This is a genomic window from Sphingobacterium multivorum, assembly GCF_039511225.1.
GTDB lineage: Bacteria > Bacteroidota > Bacteroidia > Sphingobacteriales > Sphingobacteriaceae > Sphingobacterium.
Window position 1 is genome coordinate 5,659,989 of the sequence record NZ_CP154261.1, and the last position, 17,579, is coordinate 5,677,567.

Annotated in this window: 13 protein-coding genes; 5 read left to right on the top strand and 8 right to left on the bottom strand. The window is 39.8% G+C overall.

Annotated features, from left to right (window positions below; genetic code table 11):
- Positions 1–48: 48 nt before the first annotated feature.
- Positions 49–1,485: a sensor histidine kinase gene (locus AAH582_RS23585; RefSeq protein WP_343320763.1), complete on the bottom strand. Its 1,437-nt coding sequence runs from the start codon at positions 1,483–1,485 to the stop codon at positions 49–51.
- Between the two features lie 119 nt (positions 1,486–1,604).
- Between AAH582_RS23585 and AAH582_RS23590 the strand changes: the two genes are divergently transcribed.
- Positions 1,605–2,972 (top strand): DUF4270 family protein, encoded by a 1,368-nt coding sequence (locus AAH582_RS23590; RefSeq protein ID WP_343320764.1) that lies wholly within the window; start codon positions 1,605–1,607, stop codon positions 2,970–2,972.
- A 3-nt stretch (positions 2,973–2,975) separates the two neighbouring features.
- Positions 2,976–3,998 (top strand): Kelch repeat-containing protein, encoded by a 1,023-nt coding sequence (locus AAH582_RS23595; protein WP_343320765.1) that lies wholly within the window; start codon positions 2,976–2,978, stop codon positions 3,996–3,998.
- 580 nt (positions 3,999–4,578) lie between these two features.
- On the opposite strand, the gene AAH582_RS23600 is transcribed toward AAH582_RS23595, so the two are convergent.
- The 3 genes from AAH582_RS23600 to dnaG are packed head-to-tail and all read right to left on the bottom strand — an operon-like array spanning position 4,579 to position 8,006.
- Complete coding sequence (locus tag AAH582_RS23600; protein WP_046672698.1) at positions 4,579–5,607, bottom strand: glutaminyl-peptide cyclotransferase; 1,029 nt, start codon at positions 5,605–5,607, stop codon at positions 4,579–4,581.
- A gap of 30 nt (positions 5,608–5,637) precedes the next feature.
- A complete protein-coding gene (locus AAH582_RS23605; protein WP_046672699.1) occupies positions 5,638–5,994 on the bottom strand; it encodes a YraN family protein in 357 nt (118 codons plus the stop codon).
- Between the two features lie 8 nt (positions 5,995–6,002).
- Entirely contained in the window at positions 6,003–8,006 is a 2,004-nt protein-coding gene (gene dnaG / locus AAH582_RS23610; protein WP_046672700.1) for a DNA primase, read from the bottom strand.
- Between the two features lie 226 nt (positions 8,007–8,232).
- Here dnaG and AAH582_RS23615 point away from each other — a divergent pair, with 226 nt between their 5' ends.
- Positions 8,233–9,618 carry a nucleotide sugar dehydrogenase gene (locus AAH582_RS23615; protein ID WP_343320766.1) on the top strand — a complete coding sequence of 462 codons (1,386 nt, stop codon included), beginning with the start codon at positions 8,233–8,235 and terminating at the stop codon, positions 9,616–9,618.
- 140 nt (positions 9,619–9,758) lie between these two features.
- On the opposite strand, the gene AAH582_RS23620 is transcribed toward AAH582_RS23615, so the two are convergent.
- Positions 9,759–10,079: a hypothetical protein gene (locus AAH582_RS23620; protein ID WP_046672702.1), complete on the bottom strand. Its 321-nt coding sequence runs from the start codon at positions 10,077–10,079 to the stop codon at positions 9,759–9,761.
- 126 nt (positions 10,080–10,205) lie between these two features.
- A complete protein-coding gene (locus tag AAH582_RS23625) occupies positions 10,206–12,317 on the bottom strand; it encodes a M3 family metallopeptidase (RefSeq protein WP_343320767.1) in 2,112 nt (703 codons plus the stop codon).
- A 170-nt stretch (positions 12,318–12,487) separates the two neighbouring features.
- On the opposite strand from AAH582_RS23625, the gene AAH582_RS23630 reads away from it, so the two are divergent.
- Complete coding sequence (locus AAH582_RS23630) at positions 12,488–13,564, top strand: DUF4407 domain-containing protein (RefSeq protein WP_046672704.1); 1,077 nt, start codon at positions 12,488–12,490, stop codon at positions 13,562–13,564.
- Between the two features lie 90 nt (positions 13,565–13,654).
- On the opposite strand, the gene rmuC is transcribed toward AAH582_RS23630, so the two are convergent.
- Both rmuC and AAH582_RS23640 read right to left on the bottom strand, forming a co-directional pair.
- On the bottom strand, positions 13,655–14,977 hold the full coding sequence (rmuC, locus tag AAH582_RS23635) for a DNA recombination protein RmuC (protein ID WP_343320768.1): 1,323 nt from the start codon (positions 14,975–14,977) through the stop codon (positions 13,655–13,657).
- Between the two features lie 201 nt (positions 14,978–15,178).
- A complete protein-coding gene (locus AAH582_RS23640; protein WP_343320769.1) occupies positions 15,179–16,366 on the bottom strand; it encodes a formimidoylglutamase in 1,188 nt (395 codons plus the stop codon).
- Between the two features lie 189 nt (positions 16,367–16,555).
- Between AAH582_RS23640 and AAH582_RS23645 the strand changes: the two genes are divergently transcribed.
- Complete coding sequence (locus AAH582_RS23645) at positions 16,556–17,527, top strand: NAD-dependent epimerase/dehydratase family protein (protein WP_286897772.1); 972 nt, start codon at positions 16,556–16,558, stop codon at positions 17,525–17,527.
- Positions 17,528–17,579: the final 52 nt, after the last annotated feature.

A 17,579-nucleotide genomic window follows, 5' to 3' on the forward strand; every position in this document is an offset into this window, starting at 1 on the left:
TGTCCGATAAACGGCCCTATTTTCTTTCTGAAATATAAATATTGCTTTTTATTTGTAAGGTAATCGGATATTAAAGGTACTCCCTTTTTCCAGCTCACTGTCCACTGTGATCTTGCCCTCGTGCCTTTTTACAACCTGCTTGACATAAGCAAGCCCCAAGCCAAAACCCTTCACATCGTGCAGATTACCGGAAGGAACCCGAAAGAACATATCAAAGATTTGATTATGGTATTCTGCGGATATTCCGTTACCATTATCTGTAATACGAATATGGACATTTTCTTTCATTTCCTTCACTTCTACCTCAATATAAACGTGCTGTCCAGCATATTTCATCGCGTTTTCCAGTAAATTATTGATCACATTTTTTAAGTGGGCTTCATCGCCATTAATCCTTATCTCACTTGGAACGGCAATGAGCTTAAAGTCCACTTGCTTGGCCTTATTCAGCTGCGCAACTTCAATGGCTCCTTTCACCATCGCGACAAGATCAAAATCAGAACGCTGCAGCACAATCCCTCTCGTTGCATCAATATCCATCTGAAGCACTTTTTCAATCATATTGGACAGATGCTCCAGTTCTTTTCTGGAGATATTCAGATAACGATTCATCTTTTCTCGGTCATCCTGTACACCATACAACTGTATCGCTTCTATAGCTGCCATCACAGTGGAAACCGGTGTTTTTAGTTCATGCGTCATGTTATCGACAAAGTTCTTACGCAGCTCGGCCATCTTATTTTGGTTGAGAATGGTTTTCATCAAATAGAAGAATGTCCCAAGCAGCAGTCCAATCAAAAGCAGTGAGATCAACAGCTGCCAACTTAAGCTATACAGCAAATACTTCCAATCCTCCTGAAACTTGATAACAAGAAATTCATTTTTTATGGGATTAACCATCATGGGTCTCGTCCAAGCAAGATTTGCTTCGCGGTATTTGCGTCGTACATCTTTGATTTGATCGTGTGGAATCGTGACAATAGCCATTTCAAATGGTACTGCTATGCTCTTATTGTTCAGGGATTCTTTAAACTTCCTTTCGATCAAATCCAGATTAGCTTTGTTCATCTCAAAGTCCCGGAACAGAAAGGGCGGGATAATTGCGCCTTGCCCTTCCCGGTCTTTGGGAAACATTTTCTCCCGCCTACTGTGGATCTCGCGATCAAATCGCTCGTTTTTAGGTCGTTCGGCGCTTACACGTTGTAAAGCCTTATCGAGTTCAGTAGCTGGCAATAAGCCCAGAAGCTCTCGTTTTACATCTTGGAGGAGGCGATTCCGATCAGCCTCGGGGCCATCTAACTTCCGATCACCATTGCGCGCTTGGTATGCCTCCTGAACAGCATTGAAGAGTGAACGCTCTGCGGTAGAAAGGAACAGGTCGCGACGATTGGTATAACTTCCATAAAGCCAAAAGCCTAGCACTACAGTAATTCCTGCCCCTATTAAAACGATCAAACTGATCAGTAATTTAAATCTTCTACCCATAACTAAAACAAATTTAAATTACTAGATTTGCAATCGCTGTGGTAATTAACCATATTTAACAAAATATAACACTGATTAACAGTTCGCATTGATTACTTTTGCACTATTCAAAAATTAATATGATTAAAGACTTTAAGAGACGTAGTATTCAATTTTTACTTCCACTTTTTACATTGGCCGCTTTCGTCGGTTGTAATAAAGACATTTCGCTCTCATTGGATAGTTCAAGAGATGAAACAATCGGTTTAGTACCAATTGATACGGTTTCCGCCAAAGTTTCGACTTATCAATTGGATGATATTCCGACTTCTTCTACTGGAACAATGCTTGTCGGAAAGAATAGCAATGCTGTTACGGGTAGCATGACGTCTACCGCTTATATGCGCTTAGGCGTGGGAACGATAAGCAATGCTTCTATACCTGATGATGCGGTTTTGGATTCGGTGACTCTGGTATTGACGCCAAACAAGTACTCTTACGGTGATACAACGAAAGTACAAAAGATATCGGTTCATCGTGTCACAGAAGAAATTACACAAACTCAGATTGATTTAACCAAGCCAGTTGATGAACGCCCTGTTTTTGTCACTTCTGCAGCGATATTCAGTAAACAAAAGTTTGCCTATGAAAATACACCATTGGCACAACTTTCCTTTAGACCGCGTATACAATCGGCAGATTCCTTATTTTTTAGATTCAACAACAGCATTAGCAATGAGCTGTTTACGATGATCAAAAATAATGATAACCGGATTCAGAATAGCACAAGTTTCCAGGAGTATTTCAAAGGATTGGCCCTTGTTCCTGATAATGGCAATACGGCAGTAATTGGATTCAAGGACACCGTATTTTTACAGGTTCATTATTCATTCCTGAATAATGAAGGTACAAAATCCGTTGGCAAACAATATTTTTCGATTGATAACAAAGCTTACCAGTATAATCACATTGAAGCGGATCGCTCTGCAACAAAGTTTGCACCGATGACCTTAAAAAATCCTCAAATTGCGAGTCAACAAACTGATGGAAATGTGTTTTTAGAAGGCTCAACTGGTGTTGTAGCAAAAATTGAGTTTCCAACGTTATTGGAATTGGTGAACAATCCATCCATTGCGATTAATAAAGCTGAGCTTGTCATTGAAGTTCCTAACGGCGCCACAAGCATTTTTGATCAGCCTCAAAGTTTGGTCTTAATGGTGGCAAGTAATAATGGGAATCCGATCAGTTTGTTAACGTCGCCTTATTCAACAACAACACAACAAGCAACGTTAGTGCGCGGGAATGATTTTGGTTCTAATGGAACTTATACCTTCAATCTGATTGAATATTTGACAAAAATTAAAACAACAGCATACAATAATACTTCATTATATCTATCTTTACCAACATCGGGTTTGTTTTCAACAGGAAATAGATTAATATTGGCAAAAGATAATGAGAATGATCCGAAAATTAAATTAAACATCCTTTATACTAAATTTCAATAATTTATGAACAAGAAAAATTGGCTACTCGTTTTATTAGCTTTTGTATTTACAGTTACAACTATCTCTTCTTGTAAAAAAAGTGACGACAGCACAACCAAATCAGACGAATGGTTTGCAAAAGCTGCTTTTAAAGGGCCACAAACTTCATCTGCTGCTAGCTTTTTAATAAATAACGTTGCATATGTCACTACTGGTCTAGCAAGCAATGCTGGTGGTAAACCTTTCCGTGTAAAAGACACGTATGCGTATGACGCAGCGTCAGATACTTGGGCTGAAAAAGCACCTTTCACAGGTGTTGAGAGAAACGGTGCCATCGGTTTTTCCATTGGTAATGTCGGTTATGTTGGTGGTGGAAATGATGGAACAAACAACCTAACAGATTTCTACAAGTTTGACCCTACAGCTAATGGCGGAAAAGGTGCTTGGTCAAGCATTGCTCCACTTCCTATTGCTTTGTCTAATGCAGTGGCTTTTACCTTAAACGGTGCGGCCTATGTCGGTACAGGTGAAACTGTCGTGAACGGTGGCACAACAAATACCAATGAGTTCTACAAATACGACCCTGCTGCAAATACTTGGCAAGCAATCAGTGATGCTCCATTTTCAGCGAAAAGAAAAGCAGCTTTCTCTTTTGTTGTTAACAATGTAGCTTATGTAGGTGGTGGTATCTCTAACGGTTCTTATCCAAAAGATTTCTACAAATTTGATGGTAGCAAATGGACTAAATTGAACGATTTAAATAGAGCTGATAATTCATATACTTACGATTTGACTCGTTCGAATGCTTCTGCTTTCGCGATCAATGGTACGCCATTCGTTGTTGGTGGTTACAAAAATGCGGTTATCAACAGCACATGGAAATATAATATTTCTGGTGACTACTGGACAAACGATAACGGTGCTTTTGCAGGCTCTGCACGTCAAGATGCTATTGGATTCGCTGTAGGAAACAATGGTTACATCACAACTGGACTTAACGGTTCATCTCGTTTTGACGATACTTGGATGTTTACGCCGATTTATTAATCGAAATAAAATCAATATAAAAAAAGGAATGAAGATTAACACTTCATTCCTTTTTTTTTGCTTCCTATTTTTTTCTACCGGTTCAAAAGGATTTTCAGTTCTCTACGGCCGTCGTTAATGCTATTGAAATCGTGTAAGGTTTGGGGCATTCAGTTAATGTGATCTCTTCATCAGCCAACCTAGGCTATTCTAGACTAATTCACCCCTGCTGTACATATAGAAGGGGCAACTCCTGCTCTTCTTTATTGGAGCGACGTTCCGAGAGATCTGCTCACATAATAATACGCTCTATACAGTATTAAAAAGTAATCGGCTGTAGCGCCGTATACAAAAGGTCGAATTGAAAGTTTCACGCTATAACATCCCTACTTCAAAGGAGAGTGGGTGCGATAAAAAGGAAGGTGCGCAAAAGCCAAATCAAACCCTTTGAGAACTGAACCTCCAAAATAATGCAGGAGGGGAGTACGGATTAAGTTGCACGAAAAAGGGGCCTTCCAATCTTTTGGATACCCCCTTCTAATTTTATACAAACTTACAATTGTGTCGACCTCAGGAAAAAGGATCAAGACCTGACGTTCATTTATTTTTCAACTGTCTTGATCTCAAATAATGTATTCCATAACTTCCCTGTTATAAAAAGACGTTTTCCAGCTTGATCGTAAGCAATTCCATTCAATTCATTGTCATAAGCGGAAGTATGCTCATAGATACCAACAAGATTAATCCGTCCTTCTACCGCTCCTGTTTGAGGATTGATAATAACAATAACATCCTTTTGATAGACATTTGCGTAGACTTTGCCGTCTATATATTCCAGTTCATTAAGTTCATCCACCGGCCCAGCTTCATCGTAAACTCCGATAGCATTTAGCTCCTTACCGGTTGTTGCATCTAAAAAGAATAATTTATTGGAGCCGTCAGACTTTATCAAATGCTGTCCATCGTAAGTCAAGCCCCATCCTTCTTTACTATTTTCATATTTAAAGGAACTTTCCTTGACAAAAGAGTTTTTATCAAAGACATATCCTTCTCCCTGTTGCCAAGTCAACATAAATAACTTATTACCAACCAATGTCATTCCTTCGGCAAAAGTCTTTTCATCAAATTTGATCTCTTGGAGTACTTTGCCTGTTTTTAGATCGACCTTTCTCAAGTTGGACTCTCCATAACGGCCATTGGATTCGTAGAGAATACCATCCGCAAACTGTAGCCCTTGTGTAAAAGCTGTGGTATCGTGCGGGTATTTGTTGACCACCTCAAAACCATAGTTCTTCGCATTTTCAGGTACAACATAAAATGTACTTGAAACAGAATCGGGTTTTCCAGCATTGTATACCAGGGCGGAAATATTACGTGTACCATAGGCCATGTCTTTGGTATCAACTGTAATTGCCGTTGTGTCAGTTGATGACCCAACATGTTTATCATCTACAAAATAAGCCACAGAGTCCATTGATACGGATTCAAATTTCAATTTCAATTGGACCTGAGCACCTTTTAAAACAGCTTGATTTGCTCCAGGAGATGCAAATTCCAAACTTGATTTTTTTGACTTACAAGAAGCAAAAGCTAGTGCTGCAATTGCCATAAAATAAGTGATTTTTCTCATCTATGTATAGTTATTTATAAGTAAGTATTCTTAACTGTCCCAAAACGCATCTTTGATATGATTGAGCGCTGTTTTGGGAGATTTTGTTATTGCGACAACATCAAATCTGACTTCACCGACATAACCTGTTTTAAGAATATAAGCCTGAGCTGCACGAATCAATAGACGCTGTTTTTTGCGGTCTACAAATTCGTAGGGTTCGCCGAAATCCGTTCCCGATCGTGTTTTTACTTCAACAAATACCAAGGTATCCTTGTCCACGACAATCAAATCTACTTCTAAATTCTTAAATCGCCAATTTCTTAACACTATTTTATAGCCTATCTTGACGAGGTATTCCATAGCCATCTGCTCGCCCCATTCGCCCGTTTCAAGATGCTTTGCCATATCAAAGATTACTTTACAATAGTGTTGCCCAGAAAGCCGCCTAATAGGCGTTCGGCTTCTTTTAATTTCTGATATTTAAAAATAAGGACTTCCAGGTTGGCCACATCTTGTTCATGTTTCATTTCTTCGCGAATATGATGCATTTCTGCTTCGATCTTACGTTTCTTGATCCGATAGATCGCTGTAACGACAAGTTGTTTTAGATGTTCGTATTCTTGCGTTACATAAATTTTACGCTTATCGTCATTCCAATTTTCGCTGAGCGAATATTTACTGGCAACGCAATTGATCGCCAAATCTGCTATAGCAGGGTCAGAATTTGAATAGAATTGTTTCGTATCTGGAATTTCGTATTTTTCCGCAGCTTCTCTATAGACGTTTAAAATATAAGCCGCAGCTTTATCCTTAAATTCAATGTCGCTGATATTTCCCAATAGCAGTCCTGCAACTGGAATATCACCGTCACCTTCCCAGGTTGCCAGATAATCACCATAGTTGATTAAAATACGGACGATCTCACGTTCCTGGAGAATTTCCGAAGTCAGCTGTGCCGGCTGTTCTACAGACTCTATGGGAGGTAATCCCCCCCTTTCATCATCTGTCATAAAGAAATCCGGCGGTGGTCCGTCCATTCCGAAAGGGGGCATCCCTGTATTTGGCGGCGGACTCTGAGGTTTACGAGCAGCATCCTTATCCGCCTTCTTTGCTCTATTGAGCCTAATCTTGTTGAGTTCAGTCAACAAAATACGCTCTTCGATATCCAAAAGGCTGCTACATTCCCGGATAAAAACAGAAACCTTAATTTCATCGGGAATCAATGCAATACTTTCGACCACATCGCGAATAACCTCGGCCCTTTTTATGGGATCGTTATTGGCATCGCGAAGCAAAATATTCGTTTTGTAGAAAATGAAGTCCTGCTGATTGGATTTGACATAATCTTTAAAAGCCGTGGCACCAAACTTTTGCACGTAAGAGTCGGGATCATTACCGTCGGGAAAAAGCAGTACCTTAACGTTTAAGCCTTCTTCGAGCAGCATATCTGTACCGCGTAGGGAGGCTTTGATCCCTGCTTCATCCCCATCATAAAGTATGGTCACATTTTTTGTGAATCTGGAAATAAGCTTGATCTGACCTGTTGTCAACGAAGTTCCCGAGGAGGAAACAACATTTTCGACTCCAGCTTGATGTACCGAAAGAACATCTGCATACCCCTCTACCAAGTAGCAATTATCCTCTTCCATAATTGCCTTCTTGGCAAAATTCAGTCCATACAGCACATCGGATTTATGGTAGATTTCGCTTTCGGGAGAGTTTACATATTTGGCAACTTTTTTATCAGTCTTTAGTGTCCGACCACCAAAGCCAATGACACGTCCTGTCAGGTTATGAATCGGAAACATGACTCGGCCACGGAAACGATCATATAAAGATTTATCATCGCGTTCAATAGCCAAACCACTCGCGGCCAAATAATCTGGGTGAAAACCAGCTACCTGTGCTTTATCGACCAATGCCGTCCATTCCTCAGGCGAATAACCCAATTCAAATTTTTTGATGATATCCTCACGGTAGCCGCGCTCCTTGAAATAGTTGAGCCCGATGACCTGTCCCATTTCAGTTTTCCAGAGTTGTTCGGCGAAGAATTTACTGGCCCAAGCGCTTAGCACATATAGACTTTCCCGTTTATCCTGCGCGGCAAGCTGGGCTGGAGAACGCTCGACTTCTTCAATTTGAATGGAATATTTATCGGCTAAATAACGAATGGCTTCCGGGTAAGAGAACTTTTCCAGTTCCATGACGAATTTAAGGGAATCCCCACCGACACCACAACCAAAACACTTATAGATACCCTTCGAAACAGAAACGTGGAAGGAGGGTGTCTTTTCATGGTGAAAAGGACAATTTCCGATCAAAGAAGTTCCCCGTTTCTTTAAATCAACGAAGTCTCCCACCACCTCTTCTATCCGTGCTGTTTCCAGTACCTTATCAATAACTTCCTGCTTTATCAAAACGTTTCTTTTTTAATGTAAAATTAGAATAAATCTTTTGCATCTCCACTACGAAATGGCTTCTTTAATAGCATTGCATAAGGACAATGAGGCAAATAGAAAGCAGAACAAGTGATGAGCCAGCTCCTATAAATAAATTGTTTTGATATGCTATGCTTTGTATTGCATATCAAAAGCAATTTATCTAAGTTTGTTCTTCAATTTATAGCTGATTAAGATAATCAAAATGAGCAAAACAATCAAGAAAATATGCTGTATCGGTGCTGGTTATGTCGGTGGACCTACCATGTCGGTTGTTGCAAAACAATGTCCACATATTGAGATTACGATCGTCGACGTCAATGCAGCCCGTATCGCGGCCTGGAATGATGAGAATCTTGACAACCTTCCTGTGTACGAGCCAGGCTTACAAGAGATTGTTGCAGAAGCGCGTAATCGTAATTTGTTTTTCTCAACCGATATCGAAAAAGCTATCGACGAGGCCGACATGATTTTTATTTCGGTCAATACACCGACTAAGAATTACGGAAAAGGCAAGGGAATGGCTGCGGACTTAAAGTATATTGAACTTTGTGCGCGGCAGATTGCGGCGGTTGCCAAAAACGACAAAATTGTCGTTGAAAAATCGACTTTACCCGTTCGCACAGCGGCAGCGTTAAAAAGTATCCTGGATAACACAGGTAATGGTGTTAATTTCCATATTCTTTCCAACCCTGAATTTTTGGCTGAAGGAACAGCGATACAGGATTTAATCAATCCAGACCGCGTGCTTATAGGTGGAGAGAATGATGAAGCTATTGCTGCATTGGTCGATATCTATGCACATTGGGTAAGTCGCGACAAGATTCTCACAACAAACCTTTGGTCGTCCGAACTGTCAAAACTAACCGCAAATGCCTTTTTAGCACAACGTGTCTCCTCCATTAACTCTATTTCGGCACTATGCGAGAAAACAGGCGCGAATGTAGATGAAGTTTCCAAGGCGATCGGTATGGATTCCAGAATTGGATCCAAATTTCTGAAAGCTTCTGTAGGTTTCGGGGGCTCTTGTTTTCAAAAAGATATCCTCAATTTAGTTTATATCGCACGGAGTTACGGTCTCACAGAGGTTGCCGAGTATTGGGATCAGGTGATTTTGATGAATGATTATCAAAAACAACGATTTGCGGACAATATTATCCAAACATTGTATAATACTGTATCGGGCAAAAAGATTGCATTCTTAGGCTGGGCATTCAAAAAAGACACGAATGATACGCGTGAATCTGCAGCGATCTATGTGGCTGATTATCTATTGAGTGAACAAGCTGAAATCACGGTCTACGATCCTAAAGTTTCTGCTGAACGCATCTATGCCGACCTCGATTATCTGAACACCCGATCTTCGGAAGAAAACAGGGCCTTGGTAAAAGTGGTCAATACCGCCTATGAGGCTTGCAATGACGCACATGCAATTGCAGTATTGACTGAATGGGATGAATTTAAGAACTATGACTGGGCCAAAATCAAGGAGTACATGAAAAAGCCTGCATTTGTGTTCGATGGCCGTAAACTATTAAACCGTAAGAAACTTGAAGACCTTGATTTTAAATATTACGCGATAGGCGAGTAATCAATATATAGTTAAAAAAGAACCCTCAGTATATAGTTGCATAAGTGTATGCAACTATAACTGAGGGTTTTGTTTGTGCCTGTTGTCAACGCATAAGGAAAGAGAGATGAAACACAAGCGATGCAACAGGACTTTTTATCTTAATTATTCAGCATTCCATAAAACTCATTCATGTAATAAGATTCTTGGAGCGCATCTCTGAAATTCTGCCATTGTTCCTCGTCAAATGAAAACACGATATCTGGATAAGGTGTTTTCATGATCAATCGAAATTCACCATCTGGAAATGTACTAAAAAAGAGTTCATCACCATTACTTTTTGTAATATTCAAGAAATCGAAGAATTTATTCTTCGTAAATGTCAATACAAAACTTTGTTGCCAGATATAGTAGGTTTGACACTTATGGCAAACACTAATATGGGTATCTCCTCTTTGGCTTAGAATTTTTGTGTCACACATAGCACCTCTTTTATTTAGACTCATTATAAATAACATTCAAATGTAAGAATAGTTTTTAGAATAACAAGTACCTGAACAAAAAAAAGGCGATATATTTCTATATCGCCTTTTTTTGATTAGTGAGCATTAGTTTAAACCTCTCTTTTTCAATAGATATTTTGGATCTGGATCTGTACCTCTAAACGTACGGTACATCTTAGCAGGATCATCTGTACCTCCTTTTTCAAGGATATTCTTACGGAAAGAATCTGCTGTCACTTGATCGTACAATGATTTTTCCTTGAAAGCTGCAAAAGCATCCGAATCCAATACTTCAGACCAGATATAAGCATAATAACCTGCAGAATACCCACCGGCGAAAATATGTTGAAAATATGTACTTCTATAGCGCGGAATAATCGCATCAATAATACCAATTTTTTTCATTGCCGTTTTTTCAAAGCCATTAATATCTTTTGAAATTTCTTTTGTGGTAGCATGATAATCCATGTCTAACAACGCAGCAGAAAGGTATTCAACGGTTGCAAATCCTTGATCAAAGGTACCGGCCTTTTCCATTTTCTGAATCAATGAATCTGGCATCGCTTCTTTCGTCTTATAATGCTTAGCATATGTTTTTAACACTTCTGGATCTGCTGCCCAATTTTCCATCACTTGTGAAGGTAGCTCAACAAAGTCACGTGGCACAGAAGTTCCCGCCATTGAACGGTATCTCACATTGGAAAGAAGACCATGCAACGCATGTCCAAACTCATGGAACAAGGTAGTCGCTTCATCGAATGTCAACAAGGCAGGATTTTTTCCCACTGGTTTTGTGAAATTGCATACGATGGAAATTACCGGAGCAACACGTTTTCCATCTTTTGTCGACTGGTTACGGTAGGAAGTCATCCATGCACCCCCTCGTTTAGACTCACGCGGGAAGAAATCAGCGTATAGGAGACCTAAATGTGAACCGTCTTTGTCCTTAACTTCATACACTTCTACATCTTTATGGTAAGTCGGGACATTGTTTAAGGCTACGAATGTCAAACCATATAATTTATTGGCAACACCGAATGCTCCTTCACGAACTGCCGGAAGACTCAGATAAGGTTTAATTTCGTCTTCATTCAATGCAAAACGTTTTTTGCGAATAATCTCTGTATAATATCTCCAATCGTAAGGAGCGACAGCAAAATCGCCGCCTTCAGCTTTAATTTCCTGTGCGATATCAGCCTCTTCACCTTTTGCTTTAGCAAGTGCTGGAGTCCAAAGTTTATTTAATAGTGCATAGACATTGGTCGGATTCTTCGCCATGGATTCCTCGAGTACATAAGCCGCATGTGATGAATAACCCAATAATTTTGCTTTTTGAAGACGGAGATTAACAATTTTTTGAATGATTGCCTTGTTATCGTTGGTGTTATCTTGATTTCCACGTAGCTGATAGGCTTCCCAAAGTTGCTTTCTCAATTCACGGTTTTTTGCATATTGAAGAAAGGGCATAATGGACGGATTCTGTAAGGTAAAGACCCATTTGTCTTTCTTTCCTTTTGCTAAGGCTTCCTCAGCTGCTGCTGTTTTCAACGATTCCGGCAAGCCTTCCAATTGGCTCGCGGAATCAACGACCAATGTATAAGCATTGGTTTCAGCAAGCAGATTTTGTCCGAATTGCGTTGTTAATGTTGAAAGTTCAGCATTAATTTTTTTCATTTTTTCCTTATCCGCGTCCTTTAGATTTGCGCCGGAACGGACAAAACTCTTATAGGTTTCCTCTAACAGTTTATTATCCTGTTCGTCCAATCCAAGTGTATTTCGGCTGCTCCAAACTGTTTTGATACGATCAAATAATTTGGTATTCATCGAGATTTCATCCGAATGGCTCGATAAGATGGGGGCCAGATCTTTCGCTATCGCTTGAATACTGTCATTCGTATTGGCGCTATTTAGATTATAAAATACAGTTGATACATTATTCAGTAATCCGCCCGCATTTTCTAAGGCGACTATCGTATTTTGAAATGTTGCTTTATCCGAATTGTTGACTATTGTGTCAATTTCCAGATTGTGTACCTTTATTGCTTCATCAAACGCTGGCCTAAAATGCTCTGTTTTGATCTTGTCAAAAGGTGGTACATTAAACGGGGTTTCGTAAGCCAATAAAAGAGGATTATCTGTCATCACTTTTTTTTCCTCACAACCAACAAATGCAGTTGCCACTATCGCAAAGAAGGGCAAAAGTTGTCTTTTCTTCATATTATCTGATTATTCCTGATTTTTTTCAAAGATAATAAAATTAGGCAAATGCATGGCCTCCACGGGGAGGCGTTGCAAAGGAGCATGAAAACAGTCATCCTATTGTAAAACAAAAACTTATTCATAAATCTTGTTAAAAATAATCTGTCAATTTGAGTAAAAATATATTAATGAGCGATATTAACCGTTTCTTTTGGAGATGTGCGGGGGTACATCAAGAAACTCTTGAAAAATATCCGGAAGAACATAGTAAGTACACAGCCATAGGTGCTACTATTTTTTTTACAGGATTGTTTGCCAGCCTTTCGGGTGGTTATGCCATGTATTTCGTCTTTAGTGGGGGAACATTTGACTGGCTTTTGGCTATTGTATTTGGTATTATTTGGGGTTTAGCGATATTTAACATGGATCGCTATATTGTGCTCAGTATTAATAAATCCAAAAGTGGGTTTATGCAACTTCTGCAGGCTCTTCCTCGAATTTTATTGGCTATCTTGATCGGTTTGGTTATCTCGAGGCCATTGGAGTTGAAGATCTTCGATAAAGAGATCCGGGAAAACCTCCGTGTACGGTTTCTTGCCGACCAACGCGCTAAAATTGACACACTCAACAGTACTTTCAATAAGAAATATGCTAATGAAGTTGCACTTTTGAAAGCAACCACGACAGAACGTGACTCATTGGAATCCAGCATTAAAAATGACCGTACAAAATTGAATTACGAGATATTCGGAAACAAAACAACTGAAACATCCGGCGTCATGGGCTATGGCCCTTATGCCAAAATGAAAGAAGAAGAGCTGAAGAAAAAAGAGGGGTATTTGGACACTTTACGCAATAAGATAACGACCCAACAAAACGCGATACGTCAGAAACAGAAATTTGAAGGGATATTGGACCAAAAAGTCTTATCCAACGCTTCTTTGGATAGCGCCGTCAACGTCGCTGGTTTTGCAGACCGCAACTCTGCGCTGGGCAATCTAAGATACGATGCCAATGGAAAGATCAACGAGTCCAATGCAAATGCTGTATTTTTTATCGCGTTGCTTTTTGTCTTCCTCGAATGTCTCCCGGTAATCGTCAAACTTTTGGCAGGAAAGGATCCTTATGATAATGAAATCCAAAATCAAAGGACTATTCATGATTACGAATCAGACACCAATGTCACTGTTCAGAAAGAAGCCGTAGACCGTTTAAAGGATACGTATGTTGATGTTTCTATCAATAAGCGCATGAAAGAGCTTTAGTAGAACCGCTAGCATAAGTTAGCAAAGCAGGTTTTGCATTTCGCAGCTAAAAATTATAAACGGGCTTACCTTTCGGCAAGTCCGTTTTAGTTAATCTTCCTCATCTAAAAATTTGGAATCGATCTGTTTATTTGCTTTAGCTCCTAAACGTTTTAATTTCTCTACTTTTCCAATCACGTTCCCAGCTCCTGTAGAAAGTTTTTTAGTTGCATCTTCATGGCTTTTTAATGCGCGCTCCAACTGATTCTGCACCTGCTCCATATCGTTCAGAAAGCTCACAAATTTATCGTAAAGGCTTCCTGCTTCCTTTGCTATTTCAATTACATTCCTGGTCTGACGTTCCTGTTTCCAGATACTTGCTATGGTACGCAGGGTTGCTAATAATGTAGAAGGACTTACAATAACAACTTTGCGATCCCAAGCCTCACTAAACAGATCTGGTTTTTGCGCTACAGACATACTCAAAGCCGATTCTATTGGCATAAATAACAATACAAATTCTGGCGATTCTATACCATATAACTCGTGGTAGTTTTTTGCGGAAAGTTCTTTCACGTGATTTTCCACGGACTGTACGTGTTGTTTTGCAAAAATTGCACGGTCCTCATCCGTGTCGGCGTTGACCCAACGTTCGTATGCAATTAGCGAAACTTTTGAATCCACAACCAGGTGTTTATCTTCAGGAAGGTCGATAATCGCGTCGGGCTGCATTCTTCTTCCTTCGGCATCCATAAGAGACACCTGTAATCTAAATTCCCGATCGCGCATCAGTCCAGAACGCTCCAGGACCCGCTCTAAAATTACCTCGCCCCAATTGCCTTGCTTTTTGGTATCCCCTTTTAATGCCTTGGTTAGGCTATTGGCTTCGTCTTTAATTTTAAGACTCTGTTCGACCAGCTGAAGGACAACTCCCTTTAAAGAATTTCTATCCGCTGCCTCCTGATTGTAATTTTTATCGACTTTCTCTTCAAACAATTTGATTTTTTCCTTCAATGGGTCCAAAATCAACCCCAGGGAACGATGATTGGTCTCTGTAAACTTTTGTGTCTTTTCTTCCAATATTTTATTGGCAATAACCTGAAACTCATTGTTGAACTGCCGTTTAATCTCGGCGATTTCATTTTTCTGTTCCTGAAATTTATCGAGCTGCGCCTCATAAAATGAACGTGTACTCTCTAAAGACCGCTCTGCGACCAGAAGATTCTCCCGTTCCTTATCCAATTCATTTTTTAGTGTAAGACGCTCTTCCAGCAAACTTTGTTCCCGCTGATGCGATCTAGCGAGCTCAATTTTTAGTGTTTCAACCTCTTTATTGTACGCAGGACCAGCACTGGCATCGGTATTCTTTTTTAGTACCAATACGATCAAAATGACCAATAACAACACGATTCCCGCAAAGAAAAATATTTCCATGATTTGTATTTTCTGAAGATGGTGTATCCTTACCTACGCAGGTCAGTTTAGCCATCATTGTATTAAATTAACTATAGGTGCCCAAATTCAATGGATCAGCGCTATTAAAACACCGATAAAAAGTCTGTTGTCAATTTACACGGTGCATCATCCGCTTCGCCATCGAAGCAGAATCAGAGCAATGTACCGTTCAACGAAGCTTTATTGCAATTTTTGGTGTGTTTTCCACCATAGATCGGGCATTTCACCTGAGACAGCCAATTGATAGTCTTCATAACGGCAAGGCACGAGGTAATAGCGTTCGTTGACTGATTTAGATCCAAAATAAGGCACTTGAATCCACCAGCGGTCTGATTTTTTACTTTTCACAAAGACCAATTCATGCTCCTCATTTTCCAGTGTGGTGCGATAAATGATATAAGATGATTTGGGATACAACGGCGTATCTTGTTTACGATTATAATAACCATCAATAAAGCACCAAATCATTTGGGAGACCAACATAGCCGTCTGTTCCATTGGATCAAATGTTGGATTGAATTCATAAAAACCGATGGAAGAACATTTATCCGACATCCCCGCATAGCGGGCAAGTTGACAAGCTTCATCGCCAAATAAACCATTGGGCATTGCATTGGCATTTCCAGGTGCTTCGGAGGCCCGAATGGCTCCAATATCAAAACTAATTAAATCTGCCGCCCGGATCAAAGGCTCTGATTGGTCCATTTTACCGGCAATCATACCGACTCGTGTCGCATTAAAAAATAGTTTATCATACATATGGATAGACTCTTTACTGACGAGGTAGGTTTGATAGGCTATGGCATTTAAATTGAATAAATAGTCAGGCTGATGCAAAATAATATGGTTTACATAAGATCGGGAATTCAGTATTACATTTTCGGCATTTTCCTCGTCAAGGTCAAAACGCGCATCTATAATTGCCAGCTCGATCTTTCGCTCTAAATTTTGATACCCCAAATATTGTGCATAGGTGAGGTCCTGTCCACCACCAATGATAATTGGAAGAATATTCTCTTTGACCAGTTCCTCCACGACAGATTTTAAAGCGATATAAGTATCTTGAATTGTATTACCTGCTTTAATATTTCCCAAATCAACGATATTCATCTTATAATCGCCCTGATATAGTGCATAGAGATGTTTTCGTACAGCATCCGGCGCTTTATCCGTTCCATTATTATTCATGGATGCACGATCTTCCTCCACACCGACAATAGCCAATTGAGGCTGTTTATCCCTTTCCCAGCTCGGAAAATCAGTTTCATAGGCTTGAATAACGTTTCCAAGTTGAGAACTCAAGAACCCATGCTCAGGAGCAAAACCTGTAATTGAAATCGGGCTAAAGAATACGGACAGTGATGACATAAGCTATAATTTGTAAAATCTCCTATTTGTTCTGAAAACGACTGTTTTAATTGGACTGAAAGAATTTACCCGGCTTTCATGGCGTTTAATACCTGCGAAAGCATGAAGGTTTTTCAGGATGCAATTCACACAAATATCCATTTATTAACTAACTTTTGAAAACATTATTTTTAACAGTATCTTTATCAAGTGATATTAATAACTGGAGGAACAGGTTTTTTAGGGTCTACACTAATCAGACAGTTGATAGACCAAGGAATTGACGTCATTGCCATCAAAAGAGCTCAATCGACTATTCCTGCCTCGTTGTTATCTTCTTCGTTGATTCAATGGATCGACGCTGATATCAACAATTATTTTGAATTAGAAGATGCTCTTGAAGGGGTTACTAAAGTGTTCCATTGTGCAGCATTGGTTTCCTACCAAAAGAAAGACGCTAAAGCGCTCTTTAAAGTGAATGTGGAAGGAACGACAAATGTAGTCAATCTTTGCCTTGAAAAGGGCATTCGCCTACTTCATGTCAGCTCGATCGCAGCTTTAGGGACAAATAGAGACAACCTGCCGGTATCCGAGAAAGACCACTGGGAACACAATGCACTAACATCCAACTATTCGTTATCAAAGTATCAGGCGGAGATGGAGGTATGGCGTGGCATTACCGAGGGTCTAAATGCAGTTATTGTCAACCCCGCCGTAATTTTAGGTGCTTCGGCCAACGACAAAGGCTCTGGAGCTATTTTTTCAATGATCAATAAAGGTTTACGATTTTACCCAAAAGGAAGCGTTGGCGTTGTTGACGTAGAAGATGTTGCTGCGATCATGATTCAATTGATGGAAAGGGACGATATTACTGCTGAGCGCTATATTATCAATCATCTCAATATAAGCAACAAGGATCTGTTGAGTGTGGCAAGTGTGTTAATGAACAAGCCAGAACCGACAATCGAAGTTTCCGAGACCTTACTACAAATTGCCTCTACTGTTTCCAGCGTGCTTTCCGTATTTAAAAAATCGGATACACCATTAACAAAAGAAACTGCGGCGGCTTCAAGCGCCAAATTGCAGTATTCCAACGCTAAAATCCAAGAACTTTTAAACCACAGTTATCGGCCTTTGGAACAAACGCTAAAGGAAATTGCAGATTTATATAACAAACAGTAAAACTATAACATAACAAACAACCGAACCTTGAAACCATCGGCAACCTACCGAT

Coding starts and splice junctions, on each gene's coding strand:
- AAH582_RS23590 (WP_343320764.1), top strand. CDS start 1,605: ATGATTAAAGACTTTAAGAGACGTAGTATTCAATTTTTACTTCCACTT.
- AAH582_RS23600 (WP_046672698.1), bottom strand. CDS start 5,607: ATGAGAAAAATCACTTATTTTATGGCAATTGCAGCACTAGCTTTTGCT.
- rmuC (WP_343320768.1), bottom strand. CDS start 14,977: ATGGAAATATTTTTCTTTGCGGGAATCGTGTTGTTATTGGTCATTTTG.
- AAH582_RS23595 (WP_343320765.1), top strand. CDS start 2,976: ATGAACAAGAAAAATTGGCTACTCGTTTTATTAGCTTTTGTATTTACA.
- AAH582_RS23620 (WP_046672702.1), bottom strand. CDS start 10,079: ATGTGTGACACAAAAATTCTAAGCCAAAGAGGAGATACCCATATTAGT.
- AAH582_RS23605 (WP_046672699.1), bottom strand. CDS start 5,994: ATGGCAAAGCATCTTGAAACGGGCGAATGGGGCGAGCAGATGGCTATG.
- AAH582_RS23640 (WP_343320769.1), bottom strand. CDS start 16,366: ATGTCATCACTGTCCGTATTCTTTAGCCCGATTTCAATTACAGGTTTT.
- AAH582_RS23625 (WP_343320767.1), bottom strand. CDS start 12,317: ATGAAGAAAAGACAACTTTTGCCCTTCTTTGCGATAGTGGCAACTGCA.
- AAH582_RS23585 (WP_343320763.1), bottom strand. CDS start 1,485: ATGGGTAGAAGATTTAAATTACTGATCAGTTTGATCGTTTTAATAGGG.
- AAH582_RS23630 (WP_046672704.1), top strand. CDS start 12,488: ATGAGCGATATTAACCGTTTCTTTTGGAGATGTGCGGGGGTACATCAA.
- AAH582_RS23615 (WP_343320766.1), top strand. CDS start 8,233: ATGAGCAAAACAATCAAGAAAATATGCTGTATCGGTGCTGGTTATGTC.